This window comes from Modestobacter marinus, from assembly GCF_011758655.1.
In the GTDB taxonomy this organism is placed as follows: Bacteria; Actinomycetota; Actinomycetes; order Mycobacteriales; family Geodermatophilaceae; genus Modestobacter; species Modestobacter marinus.
The window spans coordinates 370534-394688 of the sequence record NZ_JAAMPA010000001.1 but is presented as its reverse complement, the minus strand read 5'-3'; the positions used below and the strand labels follow the sequence as shown (position 1 = coordinate 394688).

Genomic DNA, 24155 nt, shown 5'->3' with positions numbered 1-24155 from the left:
CGCGACCCCGCGCCGACACCACCCGCGCTGACCGTCCTCTCGCGCTGAGCGGCCGCGGCCGGCAGCGAGCACACGAGTGGCCCTCCCGACACCGTCGGGAGGGCCACTCATGCGTCCGGGACCGAACTCGGTTCTCATGCTGTGTCATACCCAGTGCAACCACAAGGGCACGCAGAGTTGCAGGAGTTCCCGAACGGGGGGTGATCCCTACGTACGGTCACCGGAACGGGGGATGGGGCCGGGTCGGTGCTCACGCTTAGTGTCCGGGAGTCGCCCTGGCTGTTGGCTCAGGGTGACCTCTTCGACCGAGTGGGGAAACGAATGTCTGCACGTGTCACGGCGGCGCCCAAGGCGTTGCTGGCCGGGCTGCTCGCCATGCTGCTGTTCGCCGGCACGCTCGGCGGCCTGGCCACCGGGACGGCTCGCGCGGACTCCTCGCCGGCCGACCCGGCGGACCCGGCGACGCCGGTCACCGTGACCGCCGACGCCCTGCCCACCGTGCAGATCAACGGCGTCGTCTGGCAGCAGCTCGTGGTCGGCAACACCGTCTACGTCGGCGGGGAGTTCACCAAGGCCCGCCCCGCGGGGGCGCCGGCCGGCACGAACGAGACCACCCGCAACAACCTGCTGGCCTACGACATCCGCACCGGCGAGCTCCTCACCGGCTTCGCGCCCGACCTCAACGGGCAGGTCAAGGCGCTCGCCGCGTCCCCGGACGGTTCGCGGCTCTACGTGGGCGGCAGCTTCACCCGCGCCGACGGCCAGGCGCGCTACCGGATCGCCGCCTACGACACCGCCACCGGTGCCCTGGACCCGACCTTCAAGCCGGCCTTCGACTCCCAGGTGAAGGCGATCGCGGTCAGCGACACCACCGTCTACGCGGGGGGCATCTTCAAGGCCGTGGGGCAGGAGGCCCGCACCCGGCTCGCCGCGGTCTCCCGCAGCAACGGTGCCCTGCTCCCGTGGGCGCCGGTCGCCGATTCCCAGGTGACGGCGCTGGCGCTGACGCCCAACGGCAGCAAGGTCGTCGCCGGCGGGTCCTTCACCACCCTCGGGGGACCGGTCGCCTCCGGCGGCCAGGTGGCCCAGGGGATCGGCGCCATCGACGCGGCCTCCGGCCAGGCCGTCCCCTTCGCCGTCGGCCGCGTGGTGAACAACACCGGTTCCACCGCCGCGGTGCTGAGCCTCTCGGTCGACGACGACACCGTCTACGCCTCCGGCTACACCTTCGGCAAGGGCAACCTCGAGGGCGTCGCCGCGGCCGACCCCGAGACGGGCGCGGTGCGTTGGATCGAGGACTGCCACGGCGACAGCTACTCCGTCTGGGCCTCCGGGACCGTCGCCTACGTCGCCGGCCACCCGCACGTCTGCAGCAACATCGGCGGCTGGCCGCAGACCGACCCGTGGAGCTTCTACCGCGGCATCGCCTTCAGCAAGGCGGCCACCGGCACGGTCGGCACCGAGACCGGCAACTTCGTCGGCCAGCCGGCGCCCAGCCTGCTCAACTGGTTCCCCACCATCGACGCCGGCACCTACACCGGTCAGGCCCAGGGGCCGTGGAGCGTCGCCGGCAACGACCAGTACGTCGTCTACGGCGGTGAGTTCCCGACCGTGAACGGCGTCGCCCAGCAGGGCCTCGTCCGCTTCGCCGTCCCCTCGATCGCACCGAACGCCATCGGGCCGTCGTACAACGCCCAGCTCACCCCAACCGTGACCCCGCTGGACGCAGGCGTGGCCCGGGTCAGCTGGACGGCGAGCAGCGACCGGGACAACGAGAACCTGACCTACCGGGTCTACCGGGACGGCGACACGACGACGCCGGTGCACACGGTCACCCGGGCGTCCCGGTTCTGGAACGCGCCGGTGCTCACCTTCATCGACCGCGGTCTCCCGGCCGGCTCGCACCGGTACCGGGTCACGGTGACCGACCCGATGGGCAACCGGTCGACGTCCGACTGGACCACCGTCGAGACGGCCGGGGGGCCGGCCGCACCGGCCCGGCCGTACGCGGAGACCGTCGCCGCCGACGGGGCCCAGGACCACTGGCCGCTCGGGGAGGCGCCCGGGTCGACCACCGCGTACGACCACGCGGGCGGCCAGGACCTGACCGTGGGCGCCGGCGTCACCGCCGGCCGGTCCGGTGCGCTCGCCGGCGACACCGACACCGCGTTCGAGTTCGACGGCACGCAGGGTCTGGCTGCCACGCGCACCGCGATCGACGGCCCGCAGACCTTCACCGTGGAGGCCTGGTTCCAGACCACCAGCTGGTCCGGCGGCAAGATCGTCGGGTTCGGCAGTGCGAACACGGGGCTGAGCGGCAGCTACGACCGCCACGTGTACATGGACGGGACCGGCCGGGTGTCCTTCGGCGTCTACCCGGGCTCGTCGCAGGTGGTCCGCAGCTCGACCCGGTACAACGACGGGCGCTGGCACCACGTCGCCGCGTCGCTGGGGCCGAACGGCATGGCGCTGTACGTCGACGGCCGGCTCGTCGGGTCACGCGCTGCGGTGACCAAGGCGCAGGCCTACCGCGGCTACTGGCGGATCGGCGGGGACCGGTCCTGGAGCGGCGCCCCGTACTTCAACGGGTCGATCGACGAGGTCGCCGTCTACCCGACGGCGCTCCCCGCCGACGTGGTGGCGCGCCACCACACCGTGGGCACGACCGGTGTGGCCCCCAACGTCGCGCCGACGGCGGCCTTCACCAGTGCGGTGGACGGCCTGTCGGCGACGCTGGACGCCAGCGGCTCGAGCGACCGCGACGGGCAGGTCCTCTCCTGGTCCTGGACCCTCGGTGACGGTGCGACGGCCACCGGGACCACCGTCTCGCACACCTACGCCGAGGCCGGCACGTACCCGGTCACCCTGACGGTGACCGACGACGACGGTGCCACCGCGCAGCAGAGCAGCTCGGTGACCGTGACCGCACCGCCGGTCAACACGGCACCGCAGGCGGCGTTCGCCTCGTCGGTCGCGGACCTGGTCGCCTCCTTCGACGGGTCGGCCTCGGCCGACACCGACGGCTCGGTCGTCGACTGGGCGTGGGAGTTCGGCGACGGCTCGACCGGGAGCGGGGCCACCGTCTCGCACGGCTATGCAGAGGCGGGGACGTACCCGGTGACGCTGACCGTGACCGACGAGGACGGTGCGACCGCATCGGTGCAGCAGCCGGTGACGGTGATCGCGCCGGTGGAGGTCCCGGAGGGCCCGGTGGTGCCGGCGTTGGCGGTGGACTCCTTCGAGCGGTCGGTGGCTGCGGGGCTGGGCCAGGCCGAGACCGGTGGGGCGTGGACGCCGGCGGGTGGGACGACGTCGGTGTCCGGTGGTGTGGCGCAGTTGACGATGGCGCGGGCCGGTGGGTCGGCGGCGGCGTACCTGAACGCGGTGCAGGTGCAGGACGTGGCGGTGCAGGCGGGGATCCGGCTGGACGCGGCGCCGACGGGTGCGGGGACGTACGTGTACCTGACGACCCGGCGCAACGGGTCGACGTTCTACCGGGGCGTGGTGAAGTTCCTGGCCGATGGTCGGGTGAGCCTGGGGGTGTCCCGGGTGGTCGGTGGCGCGGAGCGGACCCTGCGGTCGGGGGTGCTGCCGGGGGTGACCTATGTGCCGGGGACGGTGCTGCAGGTCCGGGTGGACGTCTCCGGTGCCGGGACGACGACGCTGCAGGGGAAGGCCTGGCTTGAGGGTTCGGCGGAGCCGGCGGACTGGCAGGTCTCGGCCACCGATGACACTGCGGAGCTGCAGGCCACCGGTGCGGTCGGGCTGGCGACGTACCTGTCGGGGTCGGCGACCGCGGTCCCGACGACGGTGTCGGTGACCGACTACTGGGCCGGCGTCGCCGGTACCCGGCCGGCCACCCCGGCCACCCCGCAGCAGCCCGAGGCCCCGCAGGAGCCCGAGGCCCCGCAGGAGCCCGAGGCCCCGCAGGAGCCGGAGACCCCGCAGGAGCCGGAGACCCCGCAGGAGCCGGAGACCCCGCAGGAGCCCGAGGCCCCGCAGGAGCCCGAGACCCCTGAGGTCCCGGAGGAGCCGGTGGCGCCGGCGTTGGCGGTGGACTCCTTCGAGCGGTCGGTGGCTGCGGGGCTGGGCCAGGCCGAGACCGGTGGGGCGTGGACGCCGGCGGGTGGGACGACGTCGGTGTCCGGTGGTGTGGCGCAGTTGACGATGGCGCGGGCCGGTGGGTCGGCGGCGGCGTACCTGAACGCGGTGCAGGTGCAGGACGTGGCGGTGCAGGCGGGCATCCGGCTGGACGCGGCGCCGACGGGTGCGGGGACGTACGTGTACCTGACGACCCGGCGCAACGGGTCGACGTTCTACCGGGGCGTGGTGAAGTTCCTGGCCGATGGTCGGGTGAGCCTGGGGGTGTCCCGGGTGGTCGGTGGCGCGGAGCGGACCCTGCGGTCGGGGGTGCTGCCGGGGGTGACCTATGTGCCGGGGACGGTGCTGCAGGTCCGGGTGGACGTCTCCGGTGCCGGGACGACGACGCTGCAGGGGAAGGCCTGGCTGGAGGGTTCGGCGGAGCCGGCGGACTGGCAGGTCTCGGCCACCGATGACACCGCGGAGCTGCAGGCCACCGGTGCGGTCGGGCTGGCGACGTACCTGTCGGGGTCGGCGACCGCGGTCCCGACGACGGTCTCGGTGACCGACTACTGGGCCGGCGCTGCCGGCACCCAGCCGGCCGTCTGAACCGACCGCCGGGTCCGTCGACCCGGTCCCCGGCGCGCACCACTTCGGGTGAGGGTCTCGGCCGCTTGGCCCCTGCGGCGGCTCCGGCCTGGCAGCCTCGTCAGGGCCCCGGCGCACGATGGCGCGGGCGACGACCACGGACGAGGGGGGAGGCCGGCGTGACCAGGACGGTCGAGCCGCCTCCCGGACCGACGGTCGAGGCCGGTCCCGACCCCCGCCCGGCCGACTCCGGTGACCGGCGCAGCGTCTGGACCGCCATGGCCCGCAGCGGCGGGGTCCGGCTGCTGGTGCTGCCGGTGTCCGCGCTGCTCGGCATCGTCGTGACCCGGCTGATCATCGAGGAGTACGGCGAGGCCGCCTTCGCCCAGTACGGGCTGCTCGTCGGGATCGGCGCCCTGCTGCCCTTCGCGGACCTCGGCATGTCGGCCGCGGTCATGAACGCCGTCGGGGCGTCGGACTCCCCGCGCAGCGACGAGCACGTCCGCCGGGTGCTGGTCACCGCCGTGCGGGTGCTCGTCGGCTCCGCGGTGGTGCTCCTGCTGTTCGCCGCCGCGATCACCTCCCTGGGCCTGTGGCCGGCGCTGCTGGGGAAGGGCCTGATGCCCGGATCGGGGTCGCTCGCGGCGGGTGCGTGCCTGGCCCTGATCGCCCTGGCCATGCCCCTGGGGATCGGCCAGCGGGTGCTCTCCGGGCTGGGCCGCAACCACGTCTCCATCGCCGTGCTGGGTCTCCAGACGCCGCTGGTCCTCGCCGTCCTCGCCGTCCTGCTCTGGGTTGACCTGCCCGCCGGGTCGGCGGTCCCCGTCGTCCCGTACGCCACGACGCTCCTGCTGGCCGGGGTGTGCACCCTCCTCGCCGCCCGGGCACTGCGCCCCGCCGCGCGGGACGTGCTCCGCCGGGTCCGCCACCTGCGCACCGAGCGGGGAGGGCAGGTGCTGGACGTCGCCTGGCCGATGCTGGTGCAGATGATCGCCCTGCCGATCGCGATGCAGACCGACCGGATCGTGCTCAGCCACCGGTCGAGCACCGAGGTGCTGGCCGAGTACAACCTGGCGTCGCAGATGTTCACCCCCATCTGGGCGGTGGTCAGCGCCGCCGGGGTCACGCTCTGGCCCGTCTTCGCCCGGGCCCGGGCCCGGGGACGGGACCGCTCGCCGTTCCCGATGGCCGCGGTGTTCGGGGCCGTGGCGGCGGCGATGGGCCTCGCGGTCGCGCTGGCGGCGCCGCTGCTGACCGAGCTGGCCTCCGGGGGCAGGATCACGCTCGGCCCGCTGTTGCTCGTCAGCTTCGCGGTGCTGATGGTGCTGCAGGCGGTGAAGTACCCGCTCGGCATGTTCATGACCGACGCCCGCGGGCTCCGGTTCCAGGCGATGGGCATCGTCTGCGCGCTGCCGCTCAACGTCGCGCTGTCGTGGTTCCTCGCCGGGCCGCTGGGGGCAGCCGGGCCGGTGATCGGCTCGATCGTCGGCGTCCTCTGCTCCCAGGTGCTGGCCAGCGCCTGGTACGTGCGCCGCAGGCTGCGTGCCGCGGCGGCCGCTCAGCCGGCACCGCAGGAGGTCGCCGTGGACGGCGCAACAGGAGGAGACACCAGGTGAGCAGCACGCTCCGGTCGGGCACGCGCCCCGTGCCCGGCCCCGCCGAGCGGGCCGGCGAGGCGACGGGCGTGCTCGGCCTCGTCGTCGTCAACTACGGGTCCTCCCGCCTCATCGAGGCCAACCTCGCGGGGGCCGACCCGACCGGTCCGTCGGTCCGGGTCGTCGTGGTGGACAACTTCTCCTCCACGGCGGAGCGGCAGGCCGTCGAGACGCTCACGGCCGCGCGGGGCTGGGACCTCGTCGCGCTGCCGGACAACCGGGGCTTCGGCGCAGCGGTCAACGCCGGCATCGACGCTGCCCGGCAGGCCGGCTGCGTCACGTTCCTTCTCCTCAACCCCGATGCCAGCATCGCCCCCGCGGTGGTCGAGGAGCTGCGGCGGCACAGCCTGCGGGAGCCGCTGGCCCTGCTCAGCCCGCGCATCGTCACCCCAGAGGGCGCCGTCTTCTTCGACGGCGCGCAGCTCTACACCGACACCGGCCGGCTCCGCGGACGCCGCCCGGCCGGCCCCCGGTCACGGCCGGGCGGGCCGGTCGAGGAGTGGCTCACCGGCGCCTGCCTCGTGGTGCACGACGACCTGCTCCGCCGGGCCGGTGGGCTGGCCGAGGACTTCTTCCTGTACTGGGAGGACGTCGAGTTCAGCCACCGCTGCCTCGCCGCGGGCGGGACGCTCACGGTCCGTTCGGACCTGGTCGCGGTGCACGACGCCGGCGGCACCCAGGGCCCCCGGCGCGGGCGGGCGAAGTCGGCCCTCTACTACCGCTACAACTGCCGCAACCGGCTGCTGTTCGCCGCCCGCAACCTGGGACGCCGCCAGCTGCTCCGGTGGGTCTGGGCCACCCCCGCGGTGAGCCGGGAGATCCTGCTGCGGGGCGGGCGCCGCCAGCTGCTGCACCAGCCGGGCCTGCTGCTCGCCGCCGTCCACGGCTCGGTGGAGGGCCTGGCCGTCGCGGCCCGGGCGCTGCTCACCCGCCGTGCCGGCCGGACCGGCACCGGAACGCCGACGGCCGTGCTGGTGGTGCACCCGGGCGCCGAGCTCTACGGTTCCGACCGCATGCTGCTGGAGTCCGTGACCGGCCTGGTCGAGGCCGGCGCCCCGGTCGTGGTGGCCCTCCCCGGCGACGGCCCGCTCGCCGCGGAACTGCGCGGACGCGGGGCCCGGGTCGAGACCTGCCCGACCCCGGTGCTGCGCAAGAGCGCGCTGACCCCCCGCGGCGCGCTGCGGCTGGCCGGTGACCTGCTGACCGGGATACGGCCGGCCTGGCGGCTGCTCCGGCGGACCGGCTCGGGTCCGGTCTACGTGAACACCCAGACCCTCCCGCTGTGGCCGTTGCTGGCCCGGGTCGCCGGCCGTCCGGTGGTGCTGCACGTGCACGAGGCCGAGGACCGTGCTCCCGCCCCGGTGCGCCTGGCGCTGGCCCTGCCCGCGCTGGCCGCGCGCACGGTCCTGGTGAACAGCGAGTACAGCCGCTCGGTGCTCGCGGCCGTGCTGCCGCGCACCGGGGCGCGAGCGGTGCTGGTCGACAACGGCGTGGGCGGCCCGCCCAGCACCGAGCCCGCCCGGTCCCGGCTGAGCGGGCCCGTGCAGCTGGCCTTCGTGGGGCGGCTCTCCCCCCGCAAGGGCCCGCAGGTGGCCGTCGCCGTCCTGGCGGAGCTCGTGTCGCGGGGGGTGGACGCCCGGCTGCAGCTGCTGGGCGCGGTCTTCCCCGGCTACGAGTGGTTCGAGCAGCAGCTGCGCGACCAGGTGGCGGGCGCCCGGCTGACCGACCGGGTCGAGCTGACCGGCTTCGTGCCCGACGTCTGGGACGCGCTCGCCCGTGCGGACGTGGTCCTGGTGCCCTCGGTCCTGGCCGAGCCGTTCGGCAACACGGCGGTGGAGGCGGTGCTGGCCGCCCGGCCGGTCGTGGTCAGCGCCTGCGGTGGTCTGCAGGAGGCCGTCGCGGGGCGCGCCTCGGCCCAGGCGGTCCCGCCGGAGGACGTGGTGGCGTGGGCCGACGCCGTCGAGCGGGTCGTCGCCCGGTGGCCGGACGTGACCGCCGATGCCCTGACCGACGCCGAGGAGGCCCGGCTGCGGCACGCACCGGACCGGTACCGCGCCCGGGTGGCCCAGCTGGTCACCGGCGCAGGAGAGGACCAGCCGTGACCGCACGGACCGTGACCATCGGGGTGCTGACCTTCCGGCGTCCCGACGACCTGGCGGCCCTGCTGCCCCTGCTGCTCGAGCAGGCGACCGAGGTCGAGCGCGACGGGCTCGCCGTCGACGTGCTCGTCGTGGACAACGACCCCGACGGCAGCGGTGGCCCGGTGGTCGAGCGGGTCGGCGGCGGTCGCACGCGGCACGTGGTGGAGCCGGCCCCGGGCATCGCCGCCGCGCGCAACCGGGTGCTCGACGAGGTGACCGGCGACCTGCTCGTGTTCATCGACGACGACGAACGCCCGCACCCCGGCTGGCTCGGGCACCTGGTGGCCGCGCACCGGCGCACCGGCGCCGTCGCCGTGGCCGGGGCGGTCGTCTCCGACTTCGCCGGTCCACTGGACCCGTGGGTCGCCGACGGGGCGTTCTTCCGGCGCCGGCGGCTCGCCACCGACACCCCGATCGACGTCGCCGCCACCAACAACCTGCTGCTGGACGTGGCCGCGGTGCGCGCCGCCGGCACCCGCTTCGACGTCACCTTCGGGCTGAGCGGCGGCAGCGACACGTTGTTCACCCGCCAGCTGGCCGAGGTGGGGCCGATGACCTGGTGCGACGAGGCCGTGGTGACGGATGCGGTACCCGCCGCGCGGATGACCCGGGACTGGGTGCTGCGGCGGGCGTTCCGGTCCGGGAACTCGGCAAGCCGGGTCGACCTGGCGCTCGCGGCCACACCCGGGGCGCGGTGGGCGGCCCGGCTCCAGGCCGCACGTCGGGGGTGCCCGCGACTGGCCGGGGGGCTGGCGCGGTGGCTGGTCGGCGCCGCGCTGCGCTCCCGGGTGCACCGCGCCCGGGGTCTGCGGACCGCCTGCCGCGGCGCGGGCCTGCTGGCGGGGACCCTCGGCGTCGTCTACCAGGAGTACCGCCGGGTGCCCGCCGCGACGTCCCACGCCGGCTGACCCGCACCGGTGGTACGCGGGTCAGTGCGGCTCGGGGTCCGCGTCCCGCCGCCGACCCCGCAGCCGGACGGCCCACCGGTAGGCGTCCTCGTGGTCGCGGCCGGCCTGGTCCCACTCGCGCCGTCCGAGGTCCGGGCGCAACCCCGGCTCGTGGTCCGCGGCCTGCTGCAGCGCCTGAAGCAGCACGGCACCGCTGAGCTCGCCGTCATAGCGGTGCACCCACTCCTCGCCCACCTCCGCGGCGAGCAGGTCGGTGACCGGGTTACGGGGGACCAGGACGGGCCGGTCGAGGGACAGCGCCATGAGCGCGGCACCGGAGTTGTGCATCTCGCGGTAGGGGAGGGCCACGAGCGTCGCGCGGCCGACCGCGTCGACCAGCCGGTCGTCGGGCAGGAACTCCAGCGTCAGCTCCACCCGGGGGTCGGCGGCAGCCGCCGCGTGCAGCTCGTCGGCCAGCTCCGGGGTCAGCGGCTGCCCGGCCACCTGCAGCCGGGCCGAGGGGGCGGCGTCCGCGGTGGTGCCGAACACCCGGATCAGCCGACCGACGTCCTTGTACGGCCGGATGAGCCCGACGTAGGCGACCCGGCCGGGCTCTCGGGGCGGGCGGGGGTGGTCGGCGAACCACTCGCGGTAGTGCCCGTGCAGGACGGTCACGGCCGCCGTCCCCGGGGGCACCAGGGTCTGTTCGTTGAGCAGCACCCGGACGGCGACGCGCCGGCCGAGCAGCCCGAGCAGGAACCGCTGGGAGCGGGGGAGGCCCTCCTGCGGCCGGAGGTTGTGCACGGTCGCCACGACCGGGGTCGACCGCAGCGTGAGCCGGGCCAGCAGCGCCACGAACAGCAGTCGCCGGGCCAGCGCGCGCCCTCGGGTGCCCCCCTTGAGCAGGTTCTCCGGCCAGTGCACGTGCAGCACGTCGTAGCGGGCCCGCAGCGCCCGGGACCAGCTGAAGGTCAGCACCTCGAGGTCGGGCCGCGCGTCGAGGCTCCGCCGGAGCGTCACGACGTAGGGGTTGGTCGTCGCGCGGGGCTCGGGGAAGGACTGCAGCACGGTCAGCCGTCGGCTCACCCGGTCGACTCCTCTGCGGTGGGGGGACCGGAGGCAGCCACCTCGGCCGGCCGGCGCCCGGCCGGTGCTGCAGCGTACCGATACCCTCACCTGCTGTGAGGAAGACCCGCTACCGCAGGGCCCGGGTCTACGGCTCGGTGCGCAGCGCGCACCTGGAGCGGGCGCACGCGCTGCCCCCCGCGACGATCCTGCACCAGCGCTGGCGCTACGACTTCGACCCGGCGCTGACCGAGGGGCTTGACCTGGTCCGGGGCAGGCTCCCCTCGCTGGCGGTCACCATCCTGCGGTCGCGGCTGGCCGCCGTCGAGGTGAACGAGCCGTTGCTGCGCCCCGGGTTGTGGAAGACCTCCGTCGCGGTGGCCGCGGCGGGCCTCTCCGCCCGGCTGCACCGCACCGGGACGCTGGTCGTCTCCTACGCCATCGAGAACCGGGACAACTACGCACCCGAGCCCGACGCGCACCTCCGCCGGCGGGTGCGTGCCCGCCTGGACCGGGCCATGACCCGGTTCGTGGCCCGGCGGGTCGACCGGCTCGCCTTCGGCACCTCGGCGGCAGCAGAGCTCTACGCCGCGGACCTCGGGCCCGAGCTGCAGGACTGCCGGACGGCGGTCGTCCCGGCCCTCCCGGCCCCGTGCGACTGCGCCGTCCCGGCGATCCGCGACCCCGACCAGGTCGTCTTCGTCGGCGCCTTCGCGGCACGCAAGGGCCTCGGTGAACTGGTCGCCGCCTGGCCGGAGGTGGTCCGGCAGCACCCGGCGGCCCGGTTGACGCTGGTGGGCCAGGGGCCGCTGGAGTCCGCCGGCCGTGAGCTGGCCGACCGCGTGCCGGGGGTGGAGGTGGTCGTGGCCCCGCCCCGGGAAGAGGTGCACCGCCACCAGCGCCGGGCGGCGGTCCTCGTGCTGCTGTCCCAGCGGACCCCCACCTGGCGCGAGCAGGTGGGGCTGCCGGTCGTCGAGGGGCTGGCCCACGGGTGCACCGTGGTCACCACCGAGGAGACCGGGCTCGCCGACTGGCTGGCCGGGCACGGCCACGAGGTGCTCCCCGCCGGCGCGCCGGTGGCGGAGGTCGCGGCCGGGCTGGTCCGGTCGCTGCGCGCCCGCCGGCCGGCGGCCTCGGTGCTGGCCGACCTGCCGCACCGGGACGGGCGGCTGGCTGCGGACGAGTGGATGTTCCAGGGTGCCGGTGAGCCCGGCGCCGCTACCGGAGGACGCTGACCGCGGTCTCCCGCTCGGCCTCGCCGCGGTCGACCGGTCGGGCACCGGCCGGCCGTGGCGGCACCCGCCTCCCCGGCAGTGCCTCCCGCAGCGGCAGCACCAGACCGAGCGTCATGGCGATGTCGGGGAGGTTCGCCGGAAGCGGGCCGAAGGCCAGCCAGAAGAGGCTCGCGGGCACGAGCAGGCAGGTCAGCGCGGACGCCCTCCGCCGGCTCAGCTGGCGGACCAGGGACGTGACCAGCAGGCCGCCCAGCAGGAGGCCCCAGAGCAGGCCGGCCGGGCCGGCGTTGGACCAGAGGTCGGCGATCACCGAGTGCAGCTCGAAGCGGCCGGCGAACATGTAGTGCTCGATGTAGCCCTCGGCGGTGGGCACGTGCGTGACGGCGAAGCCCTGCTTGGCCAGGGCGATGTCGCCGGCTGCGGGCACGGTGCCGAGCCCGAAGCCCAACGGGTTCTCCTGCATCAGCGCCCAGGTGGCGGTCCACTCCGGCCGGCCACCGAGCAGCAGGGTCCCGGTCTGCTCGATCTGGGTGATCGAGCGGGCCTGCACCTGTGCACCCAGGGCACCGGAGACGAGCAGTTGGGTGATCGCCGCGTAGGCGCCCACCAGGGCCGACGCCAGCAGCAGCACGGTGCGCAGTGGCCGCGGTCGGTCGGGCTCCCGGGTCGACCGGGCCTGCCAGAGGACGAGCCCGGCCGCGATCACGCAGAAGCCGAAGGCGCTGCGGGCGTCGTTGACGATGTTGAACAGTCCCAGCACCCCGAGCGCCAGCACCGAGAGCAGGGGGCGGACCCGGCCGACCAGCAGCGACAGCACGATGATGGTCACCGGGAAGGACAGCTCGAACTTGTAGGCGTTGTCCGAGCCGGGGACGTCCAGCACCCCGCTGACCAGGGCGCCGACCCCGTAGGTGACCCCGACGACGCCCAGCGGCCACACCGTCCGAGCCCACAGCAGCAGCCCGATCGCGCCGAGCGCCCCGAGGACGGACAGGCTGGTGGCCAACGCCTGCCGCGGAGCGAAGTCGTGCTCCACCGAGTTGGCCAGGGTCAGGAGCACCCCACAGGCGAGGGCCACGGCGGCCAGGCCGGTCAGCCAGCGGGTGCCCCGGTGGCGGAGGATCGGCGCGATCCACACGGGCAGCAGCAGGGCCGCGGCGAGCAGCCCGGTGTCGGTCTCGACCGGGAGCCGTTGGTCCAGGCCCAGGGCGAGGACGGCGAGGAGGGCGACCACCCTGGTCGACCGCGCGGGGCCGGCCGACTCGCCCGGACGGGCCCGCCCGTACCGCGACCCGGCCGCGTCGCCGCAGAGCCCAGCGAGCCAGCGGGTCCGCCGGTCCGCCGCCGGTGACAGCACCCCGTCCAGGACGGCGCCGAGCACCGGGCGGCCGGAGGCATCCACCGCGGCCAGCAGTCGGGCCACCCCGCCGCGGGTCGCGCGGCGGACGTCGACGACCGCGACCAGGCCGTCGATGCCGGCCACCGCGGAACGGTCCGCCGCCAGCCGGTCGAGCCCGACGGGGACCGTCCGGGGCGCGTGCGGGGCGGTCTGGTCCGGGCCTGCCAGGTCCGCCGGTGCGCCGACCAGTCCGATCCGTGCGCCCTGCGCTGCCCCGGGGAGGCCGGTGAGCAGCCAGCCCAGCCGCTCGGTGCTCGCCGCGCGGAGGTCCGGACCGGCCGGGGGTGTCCAGGGCAGCCGGACGGCGGCGCGATCCACCTCGGCCAGCACGGGGACGGCGGTCAGCCCGGCGAGGTCGCCGGCGGTCCGGACGCGGGGGTCCCAGGCCTCGCGCAGCCCGATGACCAGGGCGGCGGCGGCCATGGCCAGCAACCCACCGGCCAGGGCCGCCCGGGAGGAGGGCAGGCCCGACGGCGTCCGCGGCTCGACGACCGGTGTGATGGTCACCAGCTGCAGGGACGGCCGGCCACCGGCGTCGGTGTACTGCCCGTCGGCGAGCGCCCGCAGCTGCTCGACCACGCCGCCGGCCACGGCGGCGGCCTGCCGGGGGGTCGGGGCGGTGGCCGCGACGGTCAGCACGGCGACGTCCTCGCCGACCGTGACCTCGACGTCGGCGGCCAGTCCGGTCGGGCCACCGGCGAGCCCCAACTCGTCGACGACCGGTTGCAGCACGGCGGCCGTGCGGCCCGCCGCAGCCAGCGAGGGCAGCAGCTCCCGCGCCACCAGCGAGCTGTTGCCCAGGCCGGAGGCCGCGGACACCTGGGACATCCCGGCGAACAGCGAGGTGCTCGCGCGGTAGGTCGTCGGGGCGGCGGCGGACACCAGCAGGCCGGCGACGCCGCCGACGAGGGCCATGACGATGAGGACGGCCCAGCGTCGGGCCAGCGCCGCGACGAGTTCGCTGGGCTGCACTGCGGGACCTCCTGACCGACCGGTTGACCTCGATCTTCACCGGTCGGTGGGCCGCTGGGGTCGTCCGGCGGCGAGTTCCGGGCCGGCGGTGACCCGATGGGGTGGGAGGGGCCGTCGTCGCCCGGGGTCGGCCGCCCGGATGGCCGAGACTGCTCGGAGTGACAGGCCTCGACGGTCCGTCTCGCTCCGTCGCCGGGTCCGGCCGACGGTGTCGGACCGCACGACGAGGCGGCTCGGTCAGGTGGGGAGAGCATGGAACTCGGTGAGCTGATGGCGGTGCTGCGGCGCCGGTGGCGGTGGGCGACCGCGGCGGCGCTCGTCGGTCTGCTGGCCGGGCTGGCCTGGGCCCTGACCACCGCGCCGACCTACCGGTCCACGGCCAGCGTCTACTTCTCCCTCCAGTACGGCGACACCGCCTCCGACCTGGTGCAGGGCTCGACGTTCACGCAGAACCAGGTGACCTCCTACGCCGAGCTGGCCACCACCCCGGCCGTGCTCCAGCCGGTCATCGACGAGCTGGGACTGCCGATGGGCGTGTCGGCGCTGGCCGGTCGGGTGCAGGCCTCCGCGCCGGTGGACACCGTGATCGTGGAGGTCGCGGTGACCGACACCTCCGCCGTCCGCAGCGCCCGCATCGCCGACGCCGTGGTGGACACGCTGTCCCGCACCGTCGAGGAACTCGCGCCGGAGGACGCCGACGGGGAGCCGACCGTGCAGGCGACCACCGTCGCCCCGGCCGAGGTGCCGGTGCGACCGGCGGCGCCGAACACGACCCTGTACGCGCTCGCCGGGCTCGTCGCGGGGCTCGTGCTGGGCTGCGCCCTGCTGCTGCTCCGCGCGGCACTGGACACCCGGGTACGGGACACCGGGACGCTGGCCGCCCTCACCGACCGGCCGCTCATCGGCACGATCGGCGCCGTCCGCACGAAGGGGACGGAGCGCCCCGTGGTCGTCGAGGCGGACCCGCACGCCCCGCAGGCGGAGTCCTTCCGGCAGCTGCGCACCAACCTGCAGTTCCTGTCCCTGCCCGGGGTGCGGACCGACGGGGCCGGCGGTCGGGTGCTGCTGGTCACCTCCGCGGTGGCGGCCGAGGGCAAGTCCACCGTCTCGGCCAACCTCGCCGCAGCGCTGGCCGAGACGGGTGCCCGGGTGCTGCTGGTGGACGCCGACCTCCGGCGGCCGTCGCTGGACGGCGTCCTGGGCATCGAGGGCTCCGTCGGGTTGACCTCCGTGCTGCTGGGCCACGCCGCGGTGGCCGACGTGGCCCAGGACTGGGGGTCCTCGGGGCTCCAGGTGCTGGCGGCCGGACCGCTGCCGCCGAACCCCACGGAGCTGCTCGGGTCCCCGGCGATGGCCGCGGTGCTGGACCAGCTGCGCGGCACCTACGACCACGTGGTCCTCGACAGCGCACCGCTGCTCCCGGTCGCCGACGGCGCCGTGCTCTCCCGCGTCGCCGACGGCGTCGTCCTGGTCGTCAACGCCGTGCGGGCCCGCCGGGCCCAGGTGACCGAGAGCCTCCAGGTGCTGGAGACGGTCCGGGCCACCGTGCTCGGCGTGGTCCTGAACCAGGTCGAACGCAAGGAGCAGGCCTACGACTACCGGCCCCGCCACGGTGTCGCCGGCAGCGCCCCGACCCGGGTCCCGGCACCGGTCCTGGCTGCCCCGACCGCCGGCAGCGCCGGGCTACGCGGCCGGCCGTGACCGCGCCTGCCGCCCGGTCGGGGACCCCCTTCGGCGTCCTCGTGGTGTGCACGGGCAACGTGTGCCGCTCACCGGTCGCCGAGGCGCTGCTGCGCGAGCAGCTCGGCCCGGTGGCCGACGTGACGGTGGCCAGCGCCGGGCTGTCCGCGCTGACCGGCGCCGGGCTGGACGCCGGGGCGGCCGCGGCGCTCGGCGACCCGCTGCCCGATTTCCGGGCCCGGCAGGTCACTCCCGAAGGCGTGTCTGAGGCCGACCTCGTCCTCACCATGACCCGGGTCCACCGGTCGGAGCTGGTGCAGCAGGCGCCGCTGGCGCTCCGCCGCACCTTCAGCCTCCGCGAGTTCGCGGCCCTGGCCGGGCTCGCCGTCGACGAGGGGCACGTCGCGGGCGCCGGACCGGCCGAGCGGCTGGCGACGCTGACCGCGGCCGCCCCCCGGCTGCGCAGCCGGCGGGTGCCCGGCCCGGACGACGACGTCGAGGACCCCTACGGCCGGTCGCCGGAGGACCACGCACGCGCGGTGCGGCGGATCCGGGAGGCCGTGGCGACGGTGGCAGCCGCCGCCGGTGCACCCCGCACGCGCGCCGCGGACGGCGCGGTCCGGGCGTGACCGAGCCGGTGGAGCGCAGCGCGCACGTCGGGCAGTTCGTGCTCAGCGAGGACGGCGACCGGGTGCCGGCCGGCTGGGTGCGCCGCAGCAGCTCCGGGTGGACGCTGGGCACCCACGGCCTGCCCGTCGTCGACGTGCTCGACCGTGCCGGTGCCCCGCTCGGCTGGTGCCTGGGGCACCCGGTGCTCGACGGCGTCCTGACCGGCGGGCCGGTCGTGCTGGACACCGGCGAACGGACACGACTGGACTGGCCCGCCGTGGACGCGCTCCACCGGCGGCTGGCCGGACGTTTCCTGCTCGTGCTCCTGCCCGACGACGAACCGACCGTCGTCCTGGACGCCTACGGCTCGCTGGCCGCCGTGCACTCGGCGGACCGGCGGACCGTCGCCTCCGTCCCGGCCCTCATCGGTGGTGAGCTCGACACGGAGCTGGCCGAGGTCACCGGGTTCCCGGACCGCGGCACCTGGCTGCCCTTCGGGCTCACGCTCACGGTGGGGACGCGCCGGCTGCAGGCCGACCATTCGCTGGACCTGCGCACCTGGCGCACCGCCCGGCACTGGCTGCCGCCCGTGCCGGGGACCGCCGACGGGGACGAGGTGGCCGCCGTGGTGCACGAGGGGGTGCGCCGCACGATCGCCGCGGTCGCCGCCGTGCACCCGCTCACCCTCTCGCTGACCGGCGGCCGGGACTCCCGGCTGCTGCTGGGCTGCGCCCGGGAGGTCCTGCCGGAGGCGGTCTTCTTCACCCTCGCCCAGCCCGGACCGCCCACCGTGGACACACACCTGGCGACCCGGCTGGCCGACCGGTACGGGCTGGCGCACGACCTCCTCCCGGTCCGCACGACCCGGCCGGAGGAGCTGGACGAGTGGCTCACGGTGACCGGCCACGCGGTCGGCGGGGAGCTGTGGCAGGCGCACGAGACGCTGCGCCAGCTGGACCCTGCCCGGGTGCTGCTCCCCGGCACCGCCGGTGAGGTGGGCCGGGCGCACACGTACCGGCCGGGCGACCCGGACGACGGCCCGGTGTCCCCGGAGACGTTGCTGCGGCGGCTCCGGCTGCCGGCCCTCCCGGTCTACCTGGAGCACGCCGGCCGCTGGCTCGCCGAACTGCCGGACCTGCCGTACCCGACCGTGCTCGAGCTGGCCTACGTCGAACAACGGCTGTCCTGCTGGGCGGGTCCGGGCCACTACGGCAACCGCACCTCGCGGTTCGAGCTCTCGCCGTTCGCCGGCCGGACGCTGTTCGAGGCGATGCTGGCGCTGCCGCTGGAGCACCGGTGGTCCGAGCGGCTGGGCGACGACGTCCTCTCCCGGGCCTGGCCGGAGCTGCTGGACCTGCCGTTCAACGAGTTCACCGGTCTGCGAGGCGCTCGGGACTCCGCCGTCCGGCGGATCAAGCGGCTGGTGCGCGAGCGGGTCCCGGCGCTCGCGCCCCGCGCCTGACCCGGACGTCCGCTGGGTCACCCAGGGTGACCCCGAACGGGTGGTGCAGGCCCGGAATGCGTCGCCTCATCGGGTGCAGTTCCGTTCAATGCTCACGCTCCGTCACCCGGGCACCTAGCGTCGTCGGTGCAGCAGACCGCCCGGCAGAGGAGTGACATGACCGTGACCGGCTACGCGCCCGGCGCGTACGACCTGTTCCACATCGGCCACCTCAACGTCCTCAAGCACGCCGCGGAGCACTGCGACCGGCTCGTCGTCGGCGTCGTGTCCGACGAGATGCTGCTGCAGGCCAAGGGGCGGCTGCCGGTGATCCCGCTGGCCGAGCGGATGGAGATCGTCCGCGCCCTGCGCTTCGTCGACGACGTGCACGCCGAGGTCGTGCCGGAGAAGATCGACACCTGGCGCGAGGTGCGGTTCGACGTCCTGTTCAAGGGCGACGACTGGCGGGGCACCGCCAAGGGCGCGAAGCTCGAGCGCGACTTCGCCGCGGTCGGCGTCCGGGTGCAGTACTTCCCGTACACGGTGCACACCTCCAGCACGATCCTGCGCAGGGCGCTGGCCACCATCGACGCCCAGGAGCCGGTGGGCCGCGGAGCCCGCGCCCTGACCTCCTGAGCGACCCCGCAGGCCTCCGCCACCGGGACTAACCTGGTCGACGGCCCCCGCGCGCACCCGGCGCGCTCTGCTCTCCCGCGGACACGGAGTGGGCCCAGGAACTGGAGTGACCTCCGTGAGCTTGCGCGGCGTGCTCGACGTCGTCCTGTCCGACGCCGGCGTTGCCTCCGTGGTGGCGAAGGCGGGCGCGGCCGACCTGTCCGTCACCGCACCGCCGCCGGTCCAGCCGCTGGTGGCGGCGGCGCTGGCCGCACCGGCCCCCGGTGCGGACGTGCCGGTGCTGGTCGTGACGGCGGGGGAGCGGGACGCCGACGCGCTCGCCGCGGTGCTGCGCTGCTTCGTCCCGGACCGGCGGGTGGAGGTCTTCCCCGCCTGGGAGACGCTGCCGCACGAGCGGCTCAGCCCCCGCGCCGACACCGTCGGCCGCCGGCTGGCCGTGCTGCGCGACCTGACCCACCCCGGGGACAACGGCAGGGTCGACGTGCTGGTCGCCCCGGTGCGCAGCGTCCTGCAGCCGCTCGCCCCCGGGCTGGGCGACCTGGTGCCCGTGGAGCTGGCGCCGGGCCAGACCGCCGAGCTGGACACGGTGGCCCAGGCGCTCTCCGACGCCGCCTACACCCGGGTCGAGCTGGTCGAGAAGCGCGGGGAGTTCGCCGTCCGCGGCGGCCTGCTCGACGTCTTCCCGCCCACCGAGCAGCACCCGGTGCGGGTGGAGTTCTGGGGCGACGAGGTCGACGAGCTGCGCTACTTCTCCGCCGCCGACCAGCGCTCGCTGGACGAGCGGCCCGACCGGCTGTGGGCCCCGCCGTGCCGCGAGCTGCTGCTCACCGCCGACGTCCGGGCCCGCGCCGTCCAGCTGGGGGTCGACCACCCGGAGCTCGCGGAGGTCACCGGCAAGCTCGCCGAGGGCATCGCCGTGGAGGGCATGGAGTCGCTGATCCCGGCGCTCATCGGTGGTTCCCAGATGCAGCTGCTCACCGACCTGGTGGCACCGGGCACGCACGTGCTGGTCTGCGACCCCGAGCGGGTGCGCAGCCGGTCCGCCGACCTGGTGCGCACGGCCGAGGAGTTCCTCGCCGCCTCCTGGCAGACCGCGGCCGAGGCCGGCCAGGCACCGATCGACCTCGGCGCCTCCTCCTTCCGCGACCTCGCCGACGTCCAGGACGCCGCCCGGGCCCGGGGTCTGCCCTGGTGGACGACCGGCACCTTCACCCTCTCCCCGGACGACGACGAGCAGCACGTCACCCTGGACGCCACCGGGGTCGAGCGCTTCCACGGCGACCAGGCGCGCGCCTTCGACCAGCTGCGCAGCTGGGGCCGCGACGGCTGGCGGGTCGCGCTGACCTTCGCCGGCCCCGGCCCCGCCCAGCGCGCGGCCGACCAGCTCACCGAGGCCGACCTGGGCGCCCGGCTGGTGCCCGGCATCGAGGCCGCGCCCACCGCGGGGCCGACGCTGATCACCCAGGGCAACCTGGAGGCCGGCTTCACCTTCCCGGCCGTGGGCCTGGCGCTGGTCACCGAGGGCGACCTCACCGGCCAGCGCGGCACCTCGATGAAGGACGCCACCAAGATGCCGGCCCGCCGGCGCAACGCCGTCGACCTGGTCCAGCTGCAGCCCGGTGACCTGGTGGTGCACGAGCAGCACGGCGTCGGCCGGTACGTGGAGATGGTCAGCCGCACCGTGCACGGCGGGCAGCGCGACTACCTGATCGTCGAGTACGCGCCGGGCAAGCGGAACCAGCCGCCGGACCGGCTGTTCGTGCCCACCGACTCCCTGGACCAGCTGACCCGCTACGTCGGCGGCGAGGCGCCCGCGCTGTCCAAGCTCGGCGGTGCCGACTGGCAGAAGACGAAGAACCAGGCCCGCAAGGCGGTCAAGCAGATCGCCGCGGAGCTCATCCGGCTGTACTCGGCCCGGATGGCGTCCAAGGGCCACGCCTTCGGGCCGGACACCGTCTGGCAGCGCGAGCTGGAGGACGCCTTCCCGTTCACCGAGACCCCCGACCAGCTGGCCGCGATCGACGAGGTCAAGGCGGACATGTCCCAGCCGGTGCCGATGGACCGGATCATCTGCGGCGACGTCGGCTACGGGAAGACCGAGATCGCGGTGCGGGCGGCGTTCAAGGCCGTGCAGGACGGCAAGCAGGTCGGCGTCCTGGTGCCGACGACGCTGCTGGCCAACCAGCACTTCAAGACCTTCTCCGAGCGGTTCGCGCAGTTCCCGGTGACGGTGGCGGTGCTGTCCCGGTTCCAGTCGAAGGCCGAGTCCGACGAGGTGCTGCGCAAGCTGGCCGACGGGGAGATCGACGTCCTGGTCGGCACCCATCGGCTGCTGCAGCCGACCACCCGGTTCAAGGACCTGGGGCTGGTCATCGTCGACGAGGAGCAGCGCTTCGGTGTCGAGCACAAGGAGTACCTGAAGAGCGTCCGGACGGCGGTCGACGTGCTGTCGATGTCGGCCACCCCGATCCCGCGCACCCTGGAGATGAGCCTCACCGGCATCCGGGAGATGTCGACGATCCTCACCCCGCCGGAGGAGCGGCACCCGGTGCTGACCTACGTCGGTGCGTGGGAGGACAAGCAGATGGCCGCGGCGATCCGCCGGGAGCTGCTCCGCGACGGCCAGGTGTTCGTCATCCACAACCGGGTGCAGTCGATCGACAAGGCGGCGGCGAAGATCCGCAACCTGGTGCCCGAGGCCCGGGTGGCGGTCGGCCACGGCCAGATGAAGGAGCACGAGCTCGAGAAGATCATGGTCGGCTTCTGGGAGAAGGAGTACGACGTCCTCGTCGCCACCACGATCGTGGAGTCGGGCCTGGACATCCCCAACGCCAACACCCTGATCGTCGACCGGGCCGACACCTTCGGCCTCTCCCAGCTGCACCAGATCCGCGGCCGGGTCGGCCGTGGCCGGGAGCGGGCCTACGCCTACTTCACCTACGACCCCTCGCGGCCGCTGACCGAGACCTCGGTCGACCGGCTGACCACCATCGCGCACAACACCGACCTCGGGGCCGGCATGGCGGTGGCGATGAAGGACCTGGAGATCCGCGGCTCGGGCAACCTGCTCGGCGGCGAGCAGTCCGGGCACATCGCCGGCGTCGGCTTCGACCTGTACGTGCGGCTGGTCGGCGAGGCGGTCAGCGACTACCGGGCCCAGGCGACCGGGGAGTCCCCGGCCGTGGAGCCGGCCGAGGTCCGGGTCGACCTGCCGGTCGACGCGCACCTGCCGCACGACTACGTGCCCGGCGAGCGGCTGCGGATGGAGGCCTACCGCAAGGTCGCCAGCGTCCAGGACGACGACCAGGCCCAGGCCGTGCTCGACGAGCTCACCGACCGCTACGGCGCCGCACCCGCCCCGGTGCTCAACCTGCTGGCCGTGGCCCGGTTCCGCGCGGCCATGCGCCGGCTCGGGGTCACGGAGGTGTCGATGCAGGGCCGCAACGTCCGGGTCGGTCCGGTGGAGCTCCGCGAGTCGCAGGTGATGAAGCTGTCCCGGCTGGCCGAGGGGGCCACCTACAAGGACGCGGTGCGCACCGTGTCGATCAAGGTGCCGGTCGGCCCGGACCGGCGCACGCCGCTGCGGGACGTCGCCCTGCTGGAGAAGCTGCACGCGCTGCTGTCCTCGGTCCTGGAGCAGCCCGTCGCCGTCGCCTCCTGACCTCTCGCGCCCAGCAGTGATCAGGTCACCTGATCACTGACTGTCCTCCCGCACCAGCGTTGGTGCGGGAGGACAGTGTTGGATCAGGTGACCTGATCGACGCTGGACGGTGCAGGGTGCGACGCCGGTCACACCGGGTGTGGCACGCTCGCGCCGTGCCGAGCCGCAGACTCCTCGCCGTCCTGCTCGTGGGTGCCGCCGGCGTGGGTGGCCTGGCGGGGTGCCGCACGTCCCCGGACGTCGCCGCCTACGTCGGTGACGAGCAGGTGACCGTCGCCGAGCTGGACGACGCGGTCGACACCCGGCTCGCCGACCCCGCCATCGCCGCGTACGCCGCCGGCGACGAGGTGGGCTACACCCGCCAGGTGCTGAGCCTGCAGGTCGGCGCGGAGCTGCACGACGAGGTGGCCCGGCGCTGGGGCGTCGAGGTGTCGGACGCCGACGTGCGGGAGCGGATCGCCGAGCTGCTCGGCGGCGCCGACCCGGAGGCGGTCTTCGCGCAGGTCGCCCAGCAGCAGGGCGCCAACGAGGCCGACGTGGTCGAGAACGTCCGCCAGCAGCTGGTCCGCCAGCGCGCCGCGGTCGCCGCCGGGCTCGCCGAGCCCTCCGAGGAGGCGCTGCGGGAGCAGTACGAGCAGGTCCGCGCCGGCCTCGCGCAGGTGCAGCTCGGCCTGGTGACGGTGCCCGACCAGGCGACCGCCGACGCCGTGCTGGCCCAGCTGACCGCCGACCCGGCCGGCTACCCGGCGCTGGCCGCCCAGTACGCCGGGCCCAACACCCTGCCGCAGATCGAGGCCCGCGCCCCGGCCGACCTGCCGCCGGTGCTGGCCGAGCCGATCGCCACCACGCCCCCCGGGCAGGGCTTCACCCTGCCGCTGCCGGAGGCCGGCGGCGTGGTGGTCGGCTTCGTCCGCGACGTCGCCGTCCTCACGTTCGAGGAGGTGCGCCCGCAGCTGGCCGAGCAGGCCGCCGCCGCGGCCGCGGAGGCCGGCGCCGCGCTGGTGACCGAGGTGCGCGACGACCTCGACCTGGTGGTCAACCCGCGCTTCGGCGTCCTGGAGGACGGGCGGGTGGTCGCCGCGGACGGCGGCGTCGTGCAGCTCCTGGGGGACGCCGGGGACGACGCCGCCGGGGTTGCCGGAGACTGACCGGGTGCCCGTCGCGCTCCTGCTCACCGTCAGCCCCCGCCTCCCCGGACTGCTCGCCGCCGCCGGCTGGCGGGCGGTCACCTCCGCCCCGGCCGTGCTCGCGCTGCCCGGTGCCTCCGCTTCCGCCGCGGCGTTGCGGGCGGAGGGGATCGCGGTGACCGACGTCCCGGACCGCGCCGCGGCCGCCGCGGCGGCCCCGGGTGCGGTCCTGCTGGCCACCGCCGAAGAGGCCGAGGGCTGGGAGGGGGTCCCGCGGGTCGCGGGTGCCCCGGAACCGCCCGGTGCGCGGCTGCTGGACGTCGTCGCGGTGATGGACCGGCTGCGCTCGCCCGGCGGCTGCCCCTGGGACGCCGAGCAGACCCACGCCTCGCTCCGCGGCTACCTGCTGGAGGAGGCGCACGAGGCCTACGACGCGATCGTCGACGACGACCCCGTGGCGATGCGCGAGGAGCTGGGCGACGTGCTGCTCCAGGTCGCCTTCCACGCCCGGGTCGCCGCCGAGGCCGGCCCGGACCGGCGGTTCGACGTCGACGACCTGGCCGGTGACCTGGTCGACAAGCTCGTCCGCCGGCACCCGCACGTCTTCTCCGACGCCGGCCCCCGGGACGTCGCGGCGGTGGAGCGCGGCTGGGACGAGATCAAGCGGACCGAGAAGCAGCGCCGCTCGCCGACCGAGGGGGTCTCCCGCTCGCAGCCGGCCAGCTCCTGGGGCGCGGCCCTGGCCGGGCGGGCCGCGCGGGCCGGGCTGCCCACCCCGCCGGCCGCGGAGCTGACCGCCGTCGACCCGGCCGAGCTCGGGGAGCAGCTGCTCGGGCTGGTCGTCGCCGCCCGGCAGCGCGGGTGGGACGCCGAGGACGTGCTGCGCACCGCGGTCCGCCGCTACGCCGACGAGCTCGACGCCGCCGCGCACGCCCGCGCCGACGGCTGACCTGCCCCGTCCGGGTCATCGCCCGGCGCC

General features: G+C 75.4%; 14 protein-coding genes. 12 read left to right on the top strand and 2 right to left on the bottom strand.

The window, feature by feature from the left end:
- Positions 1-321 precede the first annotated feature (321 nt).
- From FB380_RS01890 to FB380_RS01875, 4 genes are all read left to right on the top strand, one after another.
- Entirely contained in the window at positions 322-4689 is a 4368-nt protein-coding gene (locus tag FB380_RS01890; protein WP_166753598.1) for a PKD domain-containing protein, read from the top strand.
- Between the two features lie 158 nt (positions 4690-4847).
- Positions 4848-6284 (top strand): oligosaccharide flippase family protein, encoded by a 1437-nt coding sequence (locus tag FB380_RS01885; RefSeq protein ID WP_208382722.1) that lies wholly within the window; start codon positions 4848-4850, stop codon positions 6282-6284.
- The gene (locus tag FB380_RS01880) at positions 6281-8425 is read left to right on the top strand and encodes a glycosyltransferase (RefSeq protein ID WP_166753597.1); all 2145 of its coding nucleotides are present in this window, start codon (positions 6281-6283) and stop codon (positions 8423-8425) included. The genes FB380_RS01885 and FB380_RS01880 overlap by 4 nt, the downstream gene beginning before the upstream one ends.
- Complete coding sequence (locus tag FB380_RS01875; RefSeq protein ID WP_208382721.1) at positions 8422-9372, top strand: glycosyltransferase family 2 protein; 951 nt, start codon at positions 8422-8424, stop codon at positions 9370-9372. Before FB380_RS01880 ends, FB380_RS01875 begins: the two co-directional genes overlap by 4 nt.
- Before the next feature lie 21 nt (positions 9373-9393).
- Here FB380_RS01875 and FB380_RS01870 read toward each other — a convergent pair whose 3' ends face one another.
- A complete protein-coding gene (locus FB380_RS01870) occupies positions 9394-10437 on the bottom strand; it encodes a glycosyltransferase family protein (RefSeq protein ID WP_166753596.1) in 1044 nt (347 codons plus the stop codon).
- A 95-nt stretch (positions 10438-10532) separates the two neighbouring features.
- On the opposite strand from FB380_RS01870, the gene FB380_RS24030 reads away from it, so the two are divergent.
- Positions 10533-11651, top strand: a complete 1119-nt coding sequence (locus tag FB380_RS24030; RefSeq protein ID WP_229682052.1) for a glycosyltransferase family 4 protein — start codon at positions 10533-10535, stop codon at positions 11649-11651.
- On the opposite strand, the gene FB380_RS01860 is transcribed toward FB380_RS24030, so the two are convergent.
- Complete coding sequence (locus FB380_RS01860) at positions 11635-14022, bottom strand: YveK family protein (RefSeq protein ID WP_166753595.1); 2388 nt, start codon at positions 14020-14022, stop codon at positions 11635-11637. The two genes, FB380_RS24030 and FB380_RS01860, sit on opposite strands and share 17 nt — an antisense overlap.
- 252 nt (positions 14023-14274) lie before the next feature.
- Between FB380_RS01860 and FB380_RS01855 the strand changes: the two genes are divergently transcribed.
- The 7 genes from FB380_RS01855 to FB380_RS01825 all read left to right on the top strand — a co-directional run bounded on the left by FB380_RS01855 (position 14275) and on the right by FB380_RS01825 (position 24125).
- A complete protein-coding gene (locus FB380_RS01855) occupies positions 14275-15723 on the top strand; it encodes a tyrosine-protein kinase domain-containing protein (RefSeq protein ID WP_166753594.1) in 1449 nt (482 codons plus the stop codon).
- Complete coding sequence (locus tag FB380_RS01850) at positions 15720-16331, top strand: arsenate reductase/protein-tyrosine-phosphatase family protein (RefSeq protein WP_166753593.1); 612 nt, start codon at positions 15720-15722, stop codon at positions 16329-16331. Before FB380_RS01855 ends, FB380_RS01850 begins: the two co-directional genes overlap by 4 nt.
- Positions 16328-17773, top strand: a complete 1446-nt coding sequence (locus FB380_RS01845; RefSeq protein ID WP_166753592.1) for a hypothetical protein — start codon at positions 16328-16330, stop codon at positions 17771-17773. Before FB380_RS01850 ends, FB380_RS01845 begins: the two co-directional genes overlap by 4 nt.
- 156 nt (positions 17774-17929) lie before the next feature.
- Positions 17930-18388: an FAD synthase family protein gene (locus FB380_RS01840; protein WP_166753591.1), complete on the top strand. Its 459-nt coding sequence runs from the start codon at positions 17930-17932 to the stop codon at positions 18386-18388.
- A 106-nt stretch (positions 18389-18494) separates the two neighbouring features.
- The gene (mfd, locus tag FB380_RS01835) at positions 18495-22049 is read left to right on the top strand and encodes a transcription-repair coupling factor (RefSeq protein ID WP_229682051.1); all 3555 of its coding nucleotides are present in this window, start codon (positions 18495-18497) and stop codon (positions 22047-22049) included.
- A gap of 155 nt (positions 22050-22204) precedes the next feature.
- Entirely contained in the window at positions 22205-23197 is a 993-nt protein-coding gene (locus FB380_RS01830; RefSeq protein ID WP_166753590.1) for a peptidylprolyl isomerase, read from the top strand.
- A gap of 4 nt (positions 23198-23201) precedes the next feature.
- Positions 23202-24125: a nucleoside triphosphate pyrophosphohydrolase gene (locus FB380_RS01825; RefSeq protein WP_166753589.1), complete on the top strand. Its 924-nt coding sequence runs from the start codon at positions 23202-23204 to the stop codon at positions 24123-24125.
- Positions 24126-24155 lie beyond the last annotated feature (30 nt).